This is a genomic window from Streptococcus equinus, from assembly GCF_900104225.1.
GTDB classification, from domain to species: domain Bacteria; phylum Bacillota; class Bacilli; order Lactobacillales; family Streptococcaceae; genus Streptococcus; species Streptococcus equinus_D.
In genome coordinates this window covers 1-14,787 of sequence record NZ_FNJK01000009.1, presented here as the reverse complement: position 1 = coordinate 14,787, position 14,787 = coordinate 1, and the positions used below count along the sequence as shown (strand labels likewise).

12 protein-coding genes are annotated in these 14,787 nt (G+C 38.1%); all 12 read right to left on the bottom strand.

Going from position 1 to position 14,787, the window contains the following annotated elements; translation table 11 throughout:
* Positions 1–42: 42 nt before the first annotated feature.
* The gene (gene purH / locus BLP98_RS08620; RefSeq protein ID WP_074482921.1) at positions 43–1,590 is read right to left on the bottom strand and encodes a bifunctional phosphoribosylaminoimidazolecarboxamide formyltransferase/IMP cyclohydrolase; all 1,548 of its coding nucleotides are present in this window, start codon (positions 1,588–1,590) and stop codon (positions 43–45) included.
* Between the two features lie 71 nt (positions 1,591–1,661).
* Entirely contained in the window at positions 1,662–2,213 is a 552-nt protein-coding gene (gene purN, locus BLP98_RS08615; protein WP_074482920.1) for a phosphoribosylglycinamide formyltransferase, read from the bottom strand.
* Positions 2,213–3,232, bottom strand: a complete 1,020-nt coding sequence (gene purM, locus BLP98_RS08610; RefSeq protein WP_033152113.1) for a phosphoribosylformylglycinamidine cyclo-ligase — start codon at positions 3,230–3,232, stop codon at positions 2,213–2,215. Before purM ends, purN begins: the two co-directional genes overlap by 1 nt.
* 41 nt (positions 3,233–3,273) lie before the next feature.
* Positions 3,274–4,737, bottom strand: a complete 1,464-nt coding sequence (gene purF, locus BLP98_RS08605; RefSeq protein ID WP_074482919.1) for an amidophosphoribosyltransferase — start codon at positions 4,735–4,737, stop codon at positions 3,274–3,276.
* A 111-nt stretch (positions 4,738–4,848) separates the two neighbouring features.
* The gene (locus tag BLP98_RS08600; RefSeq protein WP_074482918.1) at positions 4,849–8,574 is read right to left on the bottom strand and encodes a phosphoribosylformylglycinamidine synthase; all 3,726 of its coding nucleotides are present in this window, start codon (positions 8,572–8,574) and stop codon (positions 4,849–4,851) included.
* 51 nt (positions 8,575–8,625) lie between these two features.
* Entirely contained in the window at positions 8,626–9,336 is a 711-nt protein-coding gene (purC, locus tag BLP98_RS08595) for a phosphoribosylaminoimidazolesuccinocarboxamide synthase (protein ID WP_074482917.1), read from the bottom strand.
* Between the two features lie 124 nt (positions 9,337–9,460).
* Complete coding sequence (locus BLP98_RS08590; protein WP_074482916.1) at positions 9,461–9,703, bottom strand: acyl carrier protein; 243 nt, start codon at positions 9,701–9,703, stop codon at positions 9,461–9,463.
* 17 nt (positions 9,704–9,720) lie between these two features.
* Positions 9,721–10,716 carry a phosphate acyltransferase PlsX gene (gene plsX, locus BLP98_RS08585; protein ID WP_074482915.1) on the bottom strand — a complete coding sequence of 332 codons (996 nt, stop codon included), beginning with the start codon at positions 10,714–10,716 and terminating at the stop codon, positions 9,721–9,723.
* Between the two features lie 137 nt (positions 10,717–10,853).
* Positions 10,854–11,609 carry a DNA repair protein RecO gene (gene recO / locus BLP98_RS08580; RefSeq protein WP_074482914.1) on the bottom strand — a complete coding sequence of 252 codons (756 nt, stop codon included), beginning with the start codon at positions 11,607–11,609 and terminating at the stop codon, positions 10,854–10,856.
* Entirely contained in the window at positions 11,599–12,774 is a 1,176-nt protein-coding gene (locus tag BLP98_RS08575) for a pyridoxal phosphate-dependent aminotransferase (protein WP_074482913.1), read from the bottom strand. The genes recO and BLP98_RS08575 overlap by 11 nt, the downstream gene beginning before the upstream one ends.
* Before the next feature lie 185 nt (positions 12,775–12,959).
* On the bottom strand, positions 12,960–13,931 hold the full coding sequence (locus tag BLP98_RS08570; protein WP_006531291.1) for a ribose-phosphate diphosphokinase: 972 nt from the start codon (positions 13,929–13,931) through the stop codon (positions 12,960–12,962).
* Between the two features lie 140 nt (positions 13,932–14,071).
* Positions 14,072–14,787: CHAP domain-containing protein (locus BLP98_RS08565; protein ID WP_142349372.1), on the bottom strand; the 716-nt coding region annotated here is incomplete at its 5' end.

The window sequence follows — 14,787 nt, the reverse complement described above, 5'->3', positions numbered from 1 at the left end:
CTCTTGCTATATATTTAATAAAGGAAGTCTAATTAATTTATCTTAGTGACGGAAGTGACGAACACCTGTAAATACCATAGCAATACCATATTTATCAGCCATGTCGATAGATTCTTGGTCACGAACTGAACCACCAGGTTGGATGATAGCTTTCACACCTGCAGCAGCAATTTCTTCAACGTTATCTGCAAATGGGAAGAAAGCATCACTAGCAAGAACAGCACCGTCAAGACGATCTTTAGCTTGATCAAGCGCAATACGAACTGAAGCGACACGGTTTGTTTGACCAGGACCAACACCAAGTGTCATGTGATCGTTTGTCACGATGATACCGTTAGATTTAACGTATTTGATAGCTTTCCAAGCAAATTCAAGTGCAGTTTTTTCTTGTTCGTTTGGTTGACGTTTTGTCACAACTTTCCAGTCAGCTGGATTTTCTTTGACAACATCTTGGTTTTGAACCAAAAGCCCACCGACTACACCAGTGTATTCTTTTTCAGCTTCACTAGCTTCTTGAGCTTCAAATGGCAATTGAAGAATTCGCAAATTTTTCTTCTTAGTTGTCAAAATTTCAAGAGCTTCTTCTGAGTAACTTGGTGCAATGATGATTTCAAGGAAGATAGCATGCATCTTCTTAGCTGTTGCTGCATCAACTTCGCGGTTAAGAACGATAATACCACCAAAGATAGATACTGGATCTGATTCATAAGCGTAATCCCAAGCAGTTTCAATATCGTCAGCTTGTCCAATACCACATGGGTTCATGTGTTTAAGCGCAACAACAGTTGGGCGATCTTTGAAATCACGGATAATACGGATTGCAGCGTCAGCGTCACGGATATTGTTAAATGACAATTCTTTACCGTTTAATTGTTTTGCAGAAGCAATTGAGTAATCTGTTGGCAAAGCTTTTTGGTAGAAATCAGCGTCTTGTTGAGGGTTTTCACCATAACGCATTGGTTGTTTCAAATCGTAAGTGATTGTGAGTTTTTCAGGTTTTGTTTCACCAACTTGTTTTGTAAAGTATTCTGCAATCAAAGCATCATAAGCTGCTGTGTGACGGAAGACTTTAGCTGCCAAACGTTGACGAGTTTCAAAGCTTGTTTCGCCATTAGCTGACAATTCATCCAAAACAACAGCATAATCAGCTGGATCAACGACAACTGTAACACTAGCATGGTTTTTAGCTGCAGAACGAAGCATTGAAGGTCCACCGATATCAATGTTTTCAACTGCATCAGCATAAGTCACATCTGGTTTCAAAATTGTTTCTTTGAATGGGTAAAGGTTAACCACAACAAGGTCAATCAATTCGATGTGATTGTCTTTTGCTGCTTGAAGGTGACTGTCAAGGTCACGACGAGCCAAAAGACCACCGTGGATATTTGGGTGAAGTGTCTTCACACGACCATCCATCATTTCTGGGAAACCAGTCACATCATCAATCGCAATTGTATCAACACCTGCTTTATCAAGCGCAACTTTTGTTCCACCAGTTGAGATAATATCCCAACCAAGTTTTTTCAATTCTTGAGCAAATTCAACAATGCCCGCTTTGTCAGAAACACTAATTAGTGCACGTTTTGTCATTTTTTCTCCTTTAAAAAGATGTTACTGTTATGTTTAACCTTCAAAGTTATCACAAAATCTAACTTTTGAGATTACTTTTTCTCAACTCCCAAGCTCTCTAAAACCTCAGGATAAAGCTTATACTCATTTTCATGAATGCGAGCTTCAAAACTTTCAATGGTATCGTCAGCCAATCGAGGCACACGAACTTGTTTAATCACTTTTCCTGTGTCAACGCCATTGTCAACCCAGTGAATGGTAACGCCAGACTGGTCAACACCTGCTTCCCAAGCATCATCAATACCATGAGCACCTGGAAATTCAGGAAGATAAGCTGGATGAATATTGATAATACGACCTTCGTAAGCTTTTAACAAAGTCGGCCCAACAATTTTCATATAACCAGCCAAGCAAACCAAATCAATGTCATATTTTTCAAGCAAAGCCACAATCGCTTCTTCATAAGCTGTTTTACTGTCAAACTCTTTAAGCTCAAAAGTATGAGTTGTTACACCCAGTTTTTCAGCACGTTCTAAGACATAAGCATCTCGGTGGTCTGAAAAGACAAACTCAACCGGAAACTGCTCAGCAATAACTTGAAAATTCGACCCGTTACCGCTCGCAAATACTGCGATTTTTTTCATTATTTAATCACCACACTTGCATCTGCTTTTTTAACGATGCGACCAAGTTCGTAAACTGGTTCGTCAAGTAATTCTTTCACACGTTCAACTTTGTCAGGGCTAACTGCCATCATCAAACCAATACCCATGTTGAAGATTTCAAACATTTCTTCGTGTTTGATGTTGCCATATTTTTCAAGAGCTTTGAAAATTGGAAGAACTGGAATTTTATCTTCTTCAATTTCAGCAGCCAAATCATCAGCGAACATACGTGGAACATTTTCGATGAAACCACCGCCAGTAATGTGGGCAATACCGTTAACCAATTCTTCTTTAATAAGTGGAAGTACCGCTTTAACATAGATACGAGTTGGTTCAAGAAGAACTTCTTTCAATTTCTTGCCTTCAAGTTCTGGAAGAACTTCTTCACCTGTGTAATCAGCAAAGACACGACGAACAAGTGAATAACCGTTTGAGTGAATACCACTTGAAGCAAGTCCAAGAAGAACATCACCATCAGAAACCTTTGAACCATCAATGATTTGTGATTTTTCAGCAACACCTACTGCAAAACCAGCCAAATCATAGTCATCTTCACCGTACATACCAGGCATTTCAGCAGTTTCACCACCAATAAGAGCTGCACCAGATTGAACACAACCTTCAGCAACACCCGCAACAACTTGTTCAAGTTTAGCAGGTTCATTTTTACCAGTCGCAATGTAATCTAGGAAGTAAAGAGGTTCAGCACCAGCAGCAATGATATCGTTGACACACATAGCAACACAGTCTTGACCGATTGTATCGTGTTTATCATATTTGATGGCAAGCATAAGTTTTGTTCCCACACCGTCAGTTCCTGAAATCAAAACAGGTTCTTTAACACCAGTTTTTGTAAGGTCAAACATACCACCAAAGCCACCAAGAGCTCCCATAACACCTGCACGTTCTGTACGAGCAACGTGTTTTTTGATACGTGCAACAACTTCATAACCCGCTTCAACATCAACACCAGATTGAGCGTAAGCATTTTTTGTCATAATAATTTTCTCCTTTTGGGAAATAGCAGAGCTATAACAACCTATTTGTTTTCGTTAACTTCGTGAATATAGAAACTTGTTTTTTCTTCCAAGCTCTTAAGGTAAGCTTCTTCGTAGTCGTAAAGTGGTGTTGGGTACTTACCGTCAAAGTAAGCAACACACAAGCCACCATTAGGGGCATCTGTATCAAGACCGATTGACTCAATCAAACCATCAATTGATAGATAAGTTAAGCTATCAGCACCAATAATCTCACAAACTTCATCTTTAGTATGATTAGCTGAAATCAATTCACGACGATTTTGAATATCGATACCGTAGAAACATGGATATTTCAATTCTGGACTACCGATTGCCACGTGAACTTCTGTCGCACCAGCTTCACGAAGAAGGCGAACAATACGACGTGAAGTTGTTCCGCGTACGATAGAATCATCAACCATGACAACACGTTTACCTTTAACAACGCCAGATACCGCTGAAAGTTTCATACGAACACCTTGCTCACGCAATTCTTGTGTTGGTTGAATGAAAGTACGTTGTGTATACTGATTTTTCACCAAGCCCATTTCATTTGGAAGACCTGATTCTTCAGCAAATCCCATCGCTGCTGAAAGTGATGAGTTTGGCACCCCTACAACGATATCAGCTTCGTGATGAAATTCTTGTGCTAAACGTTTACCCATATTTTTACGAGCAGTATGAACATTTACACCGTAAATGTCACTATCAGGGCGGGCAAAGTAGATGTATTCCATTGAACAAATAGCAAGTTGTGTGTCATTTGTATAAGAATCATAGCGAATACCACTATCGTCGATAATCACCATTTCACCTGGTTTAACATCGCGAACCCATTTAGCACCAACCACTTCAAAGGCACATGTTTCACTTGAAACTACCCAAGCGCCATTTTCCATTTGCCCAATTGACAATGGACGGAAACCATTTGGATCAAGTGCTGCAATCAACTTATCTTCTGTTAATAAAAGATAAGCAAAGCCACCTTTAACAGTATTAAGTGCTTCTTTCACTTTTCCAAGAAATTCTGGATTGTGGCTACGACGAATCAAATGCATTAAAATTTCAGTATCAGATGATGCATTAAAAATCGCCCCTTCATCTTCCAATTCCTTCTTCAAAGAAACCGCATTTGTCAAATTACCATTGTGACAAAGACCAAATTGTTCATCAGTGAAGTTATAAAGAAATGGTTGAATGTTATTAATAGATGCAGAACCAGCAGTCGCGTAGCGAACGTGACCAATAGCTGCAGAACCTGTCAATTTTTCCAAATCAGCAGGATTTTTAAATACTTCTGAAAGAAGACCAGTATTACGGTGTTGAAGAAGTTTACCGTTATCGTTAGAAACGATACCAGCACCTTCTTGACCGCGGTGTTGAAGACTGTGGAGTCCAAAATAAGTGACATGAGCTGCTTGAGGGTGTCCCCAAATCCCAAATACACCACATTCTTCATTAAGAGATTTAACTTCGTATGTCATTATTTTTTATTACCTAGATTAATTAGTTAAGACCTATTCCCTTTAATAAGTTGACAAAAGGTACTAACGTACCTTGTCAATGTCATCTATAAAATATATTTAACGTGCGTTTTAGCCTTTAGTGAAATATTCAACAGCGCTACGGAACAGATGTTGATCTTTATTTCCTGGAATGTTTTGGAAAAGACCATCTTCATAACGTTCTGAATGTCCCATTTTACCAATGATTTGACCATTCTTACTTGTGATACCTTCGATAGCATTAACAGAACCATTTGGATTGTATTTAGAATCCATACTTGGTTTACCATCAAAGTCAACGTATTGGCTAAAGATTTGTCCATTGTCACGGAGTTCTGCAAACTCTTCAGCTGTGACAACAAATTTACCTTCACCATGCGAAACCGGAATAGCATAAACATCACCGACTTCTACACCTGCAAGCCATGGTGAGTTCGTATTAGCAATACGTGTTTCAACCATTTTCGCAACGTGTTGGTTAGCATCATTGTAGAAGAGCGTTGGGCTTGTTTCAGTAGCATCTTCAAAGTTACCATATGGAAGAAGACCTGATTTCACAAGTGCTTGGAATCCATTACAGATACCAATAATCAAACCACCTTTTTCAATAAAGCTATCAATAGCCGCACGAACTTTTTGGTTCAACAAGATGTTAACGATAAATTTAGCAGAACCATCTGGTTCATCAGCTGCTGAGAATCCACCAGCAAAGAAGATAATATTTGCTTTGCTGATATTGTCAACCATTGTGTCAACTGATGCTTCAATAGCTGCTTCGTTCAGTGTTACAAATGGTACCAAGTTAACTTTTGCTCCAGCTTGTTCAAAGGCTTTAGCTGAATCATACTCTGAGTTTGTACCAGGGAATACTGGAATGTAAACCAATGGTTCAGCAACTTTTTCACTAGCTTTAATCACTGCATTTGAAGCTACAGCTGGAACATCTTCAAGTTCAGTACTTTGTTCAAATTCAGTTGGATAAACATCTTCAAGTTTACCTTCAAAAGCTGAAAGAAGTTTGTCACAAGCAAGGTTGACACCATTGACAGTAAGTGTAAAGTCTTCAGTAGTTTCACCAATTTTGTTAACTCCTGCAATTTCTTCTGCAGATGTAAAGATAAAACCACCAAGTTGTGCTGTCAAACTAGTTGAAAGTTCTGCCAACTCAACTTTAGCACCGATATGGTTACCAAAGCTAGCAAGTGCTAAGCTTTCAATCACACCACCATATTTAATAGCTGAAGCTGATGTGATGTGGTGTTCTTTTTGAATTGCTTCAAATTTGGCGAAATTAGCTTTGATAAGGTCAAAGTCAATTTCCTGTGAAATAGCTTGACCTGGAATGTAGTAAACATGCTCACCAGCAGCTTTAAATTCTGGTGAAAGAACTTTACGGCTATCTGCTGTTGTCACACCAAAAGCAACCAATGTTGGTGGTACTGTCAATTCTTCAAATGTACCAGACATTGAGTCTTTACCACCAATTGATGGCAAACCAAGTTGGATTTGTGCTTCAATTGAACCAAGAAGCGCTGAAACTGGTTGACCAAAGCGTTCAGCTTTTTTATCCATACGTTGGAAGTATTCTTGATAAGAGAAGCGCGCTTTAGACCAGTTAGCACCTGTTGCAACCAAACGTGCTGTCGCTTCAATCACAGCATAAGCTGCACCGTGATATGGTGACCATTCTGCGATATATGGGTTGAACCCTTGAGCCATAACAGAAGCTGTTGTTGTTACACCGTTTTGAACAGGAAGTTTTTGAACAGAACTTTCTGTTGGTGTGATTTGGTAACGACCACCAATTGGATGGTTAACTGTTGAACGACCAACAGAGCTATCAAAGATAGTTTGCAACCCTTTTTGACTAGCGTGGTTAAGGTCAGAAAGCACATTTGCAGCATCTGTTTCAAGTGTTGCAGCTGATGTTGTACGTTGTTCTGGCATTTCAACTTGACTATCAACGACATCAGCATCAACAACCACGCGCACACCATTTGTATCAAGGAAACGGCGTTCAATATCAACGATTGTTTGACCATTCCAAGTCATGACAAGATTTGGTTTTTCAGTAACAGTAGCAACTACTACTGCATCGATATTTTCTTTATGACATTCTACTACGAAAGCATCAACGTCTTTTGGACGAACCACAACAGCCATACGTTCTTGTGATTCAGAAATAGCAATTTCAGTTCCGTTAAGTCCTTGATATTTAAGTGGCACTTTATTAAGGTCAATTTCAAGACCATCAGCTAATTCACCGATAGCAACGCAGACACCACCAGCACCAAAGTCATTTGATTTTTTAATAAGGCGAGTCACATTACCATTACGGAAAAGACGTTGAATTTTACGTTCTTCAATGGCATTACCTTTTTGAACTTCTGCACCAGCTGTTTCAACAGATTCAACTGTTTGAACTTTAGATGAACCAGTCGCACCACCGACACCATCACGACCTGTTTTACCACCAAGAAGGATAACCACATCGCCAGCTTCTGGTTTTTCACGAACAACGTTACCTTTTGGTGCTGCACCGACTACTGCACCAAGTTCCATACGTTTAGCAACAAATCCTGGGTGGAAATATTCTTTAACGTAAGTTGTTGCAAGACCAATTTGGTTACCATATGAAGAATAACCGTGAGCTGCTGTTTTAGAAATCACTTGTTGTGGCAATTTACCAAGACGAGTTTCTGAAATTGGTGTTGTGATATCGCCAGCTCCTGAAATACGCATTGCTTGGTAAACATAAGAACGTCCAGACAATGGGTCGCGAATAGCACCACCAATACATGTTGCCGCACCACCAAATGGTTCAATTTCTGTTGGGTGATTATGTGTTTCATTCTTGAACATAAGAAGCCAAGGTTCTTTAACACCATTCACATCAACTTCAATTTCAACAGAACATGCGTTAATTTCATCTGACACTTCCATATCATCCAAACGACCATTCGCACGTTCGTAACGACCAAAAATAGTCGCCATATCCATCAATGTTTGTGGTTTTTCAGAACGCCCTAGTTCGTCACGCATAGCAATGTATTTATCATAAGTTGCTTGCAATTGTTTTTGGAATTTAGACGCTGAGAAATCAATATGTTTAAGCTCAGTTTCAAATGTTGTATGACGACAGTGGTCTGACCAGTAAGTATCCAAAACTTTCAATTCTGTTTCAGTTGGTACACGACCAATTGATTTGAAGTAATCTTGGATGAAAATAAGGTCATCAACTTCCATTGCCAAACCTTGTTCTGCTTTGTATTCAGCAAATTCAGCTGCTGTATAAGTTTTGAAGAAATCAAGATTTGGAATTGTTTTGTCAGATTCTGAAAATGCTTGTGGTGCGATACCAGTTGTAATATCTTTAAAACGAGAATCAACTGGGTTAAGAAGATAGTTCTTAACAGCATCAAGTTCAGATACATCAATGTCTTTATTAACAAGATAAAGTTGTGCAGTATTAACAGTTACATCGTTATTGCTACCAAGTAAAAGCAAAGCTTCTTGTGAAGATGCCGCACGTTGGTCAAATTGACCAGGAAGTGATTCAATAGCAAAGAAAGCATAGTTAGCAAGTTCAGCAACCACATCACTTTCAGCCAAAATATTATCTGTTACTTGTTCAGAAAAAATATGTTTTTCAGCACGTTCGAAAAGCGAATCTGCCAAACCAAAAACATCATAAACTTGAATAATACGTAAATCAGTCAAGCTTGTTAATTGAAGATTATGTTTAAGCTCTTTGACAAGTGCTTGAGCTTTAATATTAAAATTTGATTTTTTCTCAACGAAAATTCGTTTATCCATTTTTTACCCTTTTTAGAATTTCTCTGTCAACTACTTAGCAAGTGTAGTGGCTTAGTCAAGTCCTTTTAATTTTTCAAGAACAACTTCGTATACATCTGTCAAGCTACCTAGATCACGACGGAAGACATCTTTGTCCATGTGGTGACCTTCAGCATCCCAAAGACGGCAGTTATCTGGTGAAAATTCATCAGCAAGAATAATTTTGCCATCTTTGTCTTTACCAAATTCCAATTTAAAGTCGATCAAAGTAAGACCAATTTGTTTGAACCAATCTTTCAATAGTTCGTTGATACGGCGTGTTTCTGCTTTGATATATGCAATATCTTCATCACTTGCAATACCAAGAAATTTCACGTGTTCATCATTGATAAATGGATCATCTAATTCATCATTTTTATAGTAAAATTCAACAATCGGTGTGTCTAATTTGATACCTTCTTCAACACCAAAACGTTTTGAGAATGAACCTGCAGTAACATTACGCAAAACAACTTCAAGTGGAACAATATCAACTTTTTTGTTCAATTGTTCGGTTTCTGACAATTGCTTAACAAAGTGAGTTGCCACACCTGCCTCATTCAATTTAGTAAAAATTAAAGATGAGATTTGATTATTAAGAACGCCTTTACCTTTAATAGTCTCTTTACGAGCACCATTAAGCATTGTTGCTTGGTCTTTGTAGACTGAAATAATCAAGTTCTCATCTTCTGAAGTTGTGTAAATATCTTTAGCTTTTCCCGTATAAATTAGTTGTCGTGACATGTTTTTGTTCGCCTTTCGCTTTTATTCTACTAAATTTTAACACATGCTCTAACCAATTTCAATATTTAACAGACTTTTTAATAAAATAAAAATAAAAACGTCCGCTTTTAGCGAACGTTTTTGCTTAATTTACTCTATTATAGAGATATTCCATCATTTCTCCCATACATTTCATGTCTTCAACATCTTCGTCAGGAATCTCCAAATGAAACTCATCTTCTAAATTAATGATAAATTCCATCAAAGCAATTGAATCAACTCCCAAATCATCATGAAGACTAGTTGTTTGCGTAATCTCCAAATCAGGTTTATTCATTTGCTCTTTAATAATGAAACTAATCCTTTCAAAAATAGTCTCTTTTGTCATCTCGTCCTCCCTTTTCGTTAGTCTTTGGGTGTAAATGCTTCTACCAACTGACCAACGACATTTGTATCTAACATCTTACGAGCTTGTCTAATAGTATAATAAACAGCTTGTGCATCACTTGAACCGTGGCATTTCACAACAGGTGCTTTAAGACCAAAAAGAACAGCCCCACCTGCACTTGAATAGTCCATAGAATCTTTTAGACTGTACAAACTATCTTTTAATAGAAGTGCTCCCAATTTTGCCTTAAAGCCACCAGACTTAATAGAAGATTTCAAACTTCCCATAATGTTAAGGGCAGTTCCTTCCATTGTTTTAAGAACAGCATTTCCAGTAAATCCATCTGATACCACAACATCAGCAACGCCATTCATCAAATCACGCGCTTCAACATTTCCAACAAAATTCAAACTAGTATCTTCTGCCAAAAGAGCATAAGCTTCCTTATGAAGCGGGTCACCTTTAGTAGCCTCTGTTCCGTTATTTAGCAGACCAACTCGAGGTTTATCAATGCCACGAACATTTTTAGCATAAAATGATCCTAAGATAGCATATTGGTGCAAGTGTTTAGGTGTATTTTCCGCATTAGCACCAAGGTCCAACATATCATAACCTTTACCATCTAAAGTTGGTAGAGTAGACATAAGCCCTGGACGATCAATTCCTTTAATACGTCCCACAACAAAAAGACCTGCTGCAAGAAGAGCTCCTGTATTACCTGCAGAAATCACAGCGTCTGCTGTACCTTCCTTAACAGCTTGTGCGCCAAGTACCATACTTGCTTTCTTTTTACGACGAATTGCCTTAGCTGGCTCATCATCGGAATTAATTTTTTCATCTGTATGAATAATTGACACACGCTCTGTCGCTGTCAAATACTCTTTAATCTTTGCTTCGTCTCCATAAAGTTGAATCTCAATATCTGAGAATTCTGCTAGGGCACGATTAACACCTTCGACAATAGCCTTAGGTGCATTATCGCCGCCCATAGCATCAATAGCAATTTTTTTCATATGAATTTCCTCACAAAACATTATCGCCTTATTATAGCATGATTCGCGATTTTTTTCATTTTTTGAAAATTTTAGAGCTGCTTTCAGAAAAAAAAGCCACCAGATAAACACAGAAATTCTGCGCTTATCAAGTGAGCTTATTTCATAATATTTCCCCAAGTGCCCAAATCATCGATGAATTTTTTACTCTTTAAACGTAATCCAACATAATTATCATAAATATCATCAATAAATAAACGCAATTTTCGTTTCATCTCAGGTTTAACTGAAATCGTCTTTAACTCGTCAAATTGAATCGCTTGAAAACGATCTACCAAATAAAGGACATTAGGATCTAAATGACTACGATGATCATCCTTAGCATAATGTTCTGGACAAAGCAGCCCAGAATATTTATGTGAAAAATCAAAAGGAAGACCTACACGATGACAAAAAGCACAGTCATGAAAATTTAGACTAACACCAAATCGTTCCAAAATCTGAATCTCAAAAATATTAGTCAAAATCTCATAATCAAGCCCATCTTCCATCAAAGAAAGCGTCTTATTTAAAAAGGCAAATAGCTGCGGATCTGCCACACCATCTGGCACAGCCGCATCAGCTAATGCTGTTACATAAGAAGCATAAGATAACTTAAATAAATCAGCATTAATTGCCTTAAATGAAGCAACTTCCTTATAATCCTCAATGAATGATAAGCCAGCCTCATTGATTTTTAAAATGAATTTAGCTATCGTCAATGGCTGAATGACCGAATTAAAACGAGATTTACTAGCATGTTTCACAAAAAACATATGCTTTCCATTCGTCTCGGTGAAAATCTTAACCAACTTATCATCCTCACGATAATTACGATTATAAAGGACGAGACCATAAGTTTCCTTATTTTGCATGTTCTTCCATAAATTCTTTCAAACGATCCATAGCTGTTGTGATTGTTTCCATGCTAGCTGCATATGACAAACGAAGATAACCTTCACCATATTTACCAAAAGCAACACCTGGAATGAATGCAACTGCTTTTTCACGCGCAAAGTCCTGACAGAATTTAAATGAATCTTGTTCGTGATCAGCAGGAATTTTTGCAAAGATATAAAATGCTCCATCTGGTTTGATAATCTTAAAGCCAAGCGCTGACATTTTATCAATAATATAATCACGACGTTTCAAGTATTCAGCCTTCATTGGAAGAGCGTCATCCTTACCAGCAGAAAGAGCTTCAATTGCAGCAAATTGCGCCATTGTCGCAGCAGCTGTAACTAAGTATTGATGACTCTTAATTAATTGCGCTGTAAAATTAGCTGGCGCAAAAATCATCCCAATACGCCATCCAGTCATAGCATGAGACTTAGAAAGCCCATTAATTAAAATCGTTTGTTCTGGAAGATATTCAGCAATTGAGACATGAGGTTCATCACTATAAGTTAACTCAGAATAAACTTCATCTGAAACTACAAAAACATCATATTTCTTAAGCACGTCTGCCAAAGCTTTAATTTGTTCACGTGAATAAGTAACACCAGTAGGATTAGTTGGATAATTAAGCAAAACAGCTTTTAATTTATCACCTTGTTCTAAGATAGCTTTTTCAAGCATCTCTGGGGTTAAAACAAAATCATTAGCCGTTGTATCAATTTCAACAATTTCAGCCCCTACAAGATTAACAATTGGTTCATAACCAGGATAAGCTGGTGCTGGTAGAAGCACAGTATCACCAGGTTCCAAAATAGCTGTCAAAGTTGCAGACAAGGCTTCAGTTGCTCCGATTGTCACTAAAATTTCATTATCAGGATTATATGATAAATTGTATTTTGTTTTCAAAAAATCTGCAGCAGCTTGACGAAGAGCAGGAAGACCAGCCATACCAGTATAATGAGATTGATTGGCATCAATGGCTGCTTTGGCTGCTTCTTTAACATGATCAGGTGTTGTAAAATCAGGCTCTCCAAGAGTCAATTTCATAATGCCTGGCACGTCAGAAATAGACTGATCAAATTGACGAATCAACGATACTTCAATTTTATTTAGATTTTTATTAAAACGATCTGTTAAACTCATAGTCTCACCTCAAAAATTTAATTATATCTATTATACATGAAATTTGATAATTATACACCCTTTTTCAAGTTATCCACAGCGACTGCTAAAAAGTCAAGTTGCAAAGTTATCCACATGTTAATAGTTAAAAATAAAAAACCGCTGGAATTTTACACCAACGATTTTTTCTGACCTTTAAGTCATCCTTATTTATTAGCTGTTCCCATTTCAAACAATGGTGACAAAGGACGTTTTTCATGAATACGAGTAATAGCTTCTGCAATCAACTCAGCAATTGAAATTTGTTCAATTTTATCAATTAAACGTTCTTCTGGAAGATAGATAGTATCCAAAACAACCAATTTTTCGATTGCTGATTTTTCAATATTTTCAAGAGCAGGTCCAGAAAGAACTGGGTGAGTACATGAAGCATAAACTGCTGTTGCACCAGCTTCTGCAAGAGCATCTGCTGCGTGACAAATAGTACCTGCTGTATCAATCATATCATCAATCAAGATACATTTTTTACCTTTAACATTACCAATGATATTCATAACTTCACTGGTATTCATTTTTGTAACACTACGACGTTTATCAATGATAGCAATCGGTGTTTGGAGGAATTGTGCCAATTTACGTGCACGAGTCACACCACCATGGTCAGGACTAACGACAACAACATCGTCTCCAACCAATCCGTGACGGTCGAAGTAATCAGCGATCAATGGTGCACCCATCAAGTGATCAACTGGAATATCAAAGAAGCCTTGAATTTGTGCAGCGTGCAAGTCAACTGTCAAAAGACGATCAACTCCTGCTACTTCAAGCATATTTGCTACTAATTTAGAAGTAATCGGTTCGCGAGAACGAGCTTTACGGTCTTGACGAGCATAACCGTAATAAGGAATAACCACACTAATTTTTTCAGCACTAGCGCGTTTAAGAGCATCAACCATAATCAAGATTTCCATCAAGTTATCGTTAACTGGTGAGCTAGTTGACTGCAAAATAAAGACATGGTCGCCACGAATTGATTCTTCAATGTTGACTTGGATTTCACCATCAGAAAATTGACGAACAGTTGATTTTCCGAGTTGAATTCCCATAGCCGAAGCTACTTTTTCTGCTAATTCTTTGTTTGACGATAAGGCAAACAATTTTAAATCAGAATAAGACATGATTTCCTCCAAAGTTTTTATCCTTTACCATTTTAACGTTTTTTTAGCATTTTTTCAATGACAAATGCGTTAAATCCGCTAAATACAGGGAAAATAGAAAGATAAAAAAAGAGAAGGACATAATCCTTCTCACAGATTTATTATTGGTAGATGTAGTAGACAGTTCCGCCACCCCAAGTTGATGAAGTTGGATTGAACCATCCACGATAGTTACCGATTGATGAGTTACCAGCGTAGTTAGCTTCCATAACTTGAATGTTTGTAGAGCTTTGAACAGCTGTTACGTATGCAACGTGTCCATAACCACCACCATCATATGGCCATACAGCAACTGCACCAGCTTGTGGTGTAGTACCTACAGAGTGACCAGCAGCTTGTGCGCTAGCAATCCATTGGTTTGCATTACCCCAATAGTTACCAACCCATGAAGCAAGTGATTTAACACCCCAAGTACATTGACCTACTGGGTAAGTGTTACCTGCTGTGTTTTGAGTAGGTGTTACAGTTGATGGTTTAGCAGCACTTGAAGATGAATTATTTGTAGTTGCTGGTTTAGCAGCTTGTGCTGGAGCTGATGCTTGTTGTGCAGGTGCACTTTGTGCTGGAGCTGATGCTTGTTGTGCAGGTGCACTTTGTGCTGGAGCTGATGCTTGTTGTGCAGGTGCACTTTGTGCTGGAGTTGATGCTTGTTGCGCTGGAGCTTGTTGTGCAGGTGCTTGCGCAGAAGAATCAGCTGATGAATCTTGAGCAGAAGTATCTGTAGTAGTATCAGTTGTTGCTGTACCATTTTGAACAGCAGCTTGTGCTTGTGCTACAGATTCAGCTTGCGCTTGTGCTTCTGCTTGTGCTTGTGCTT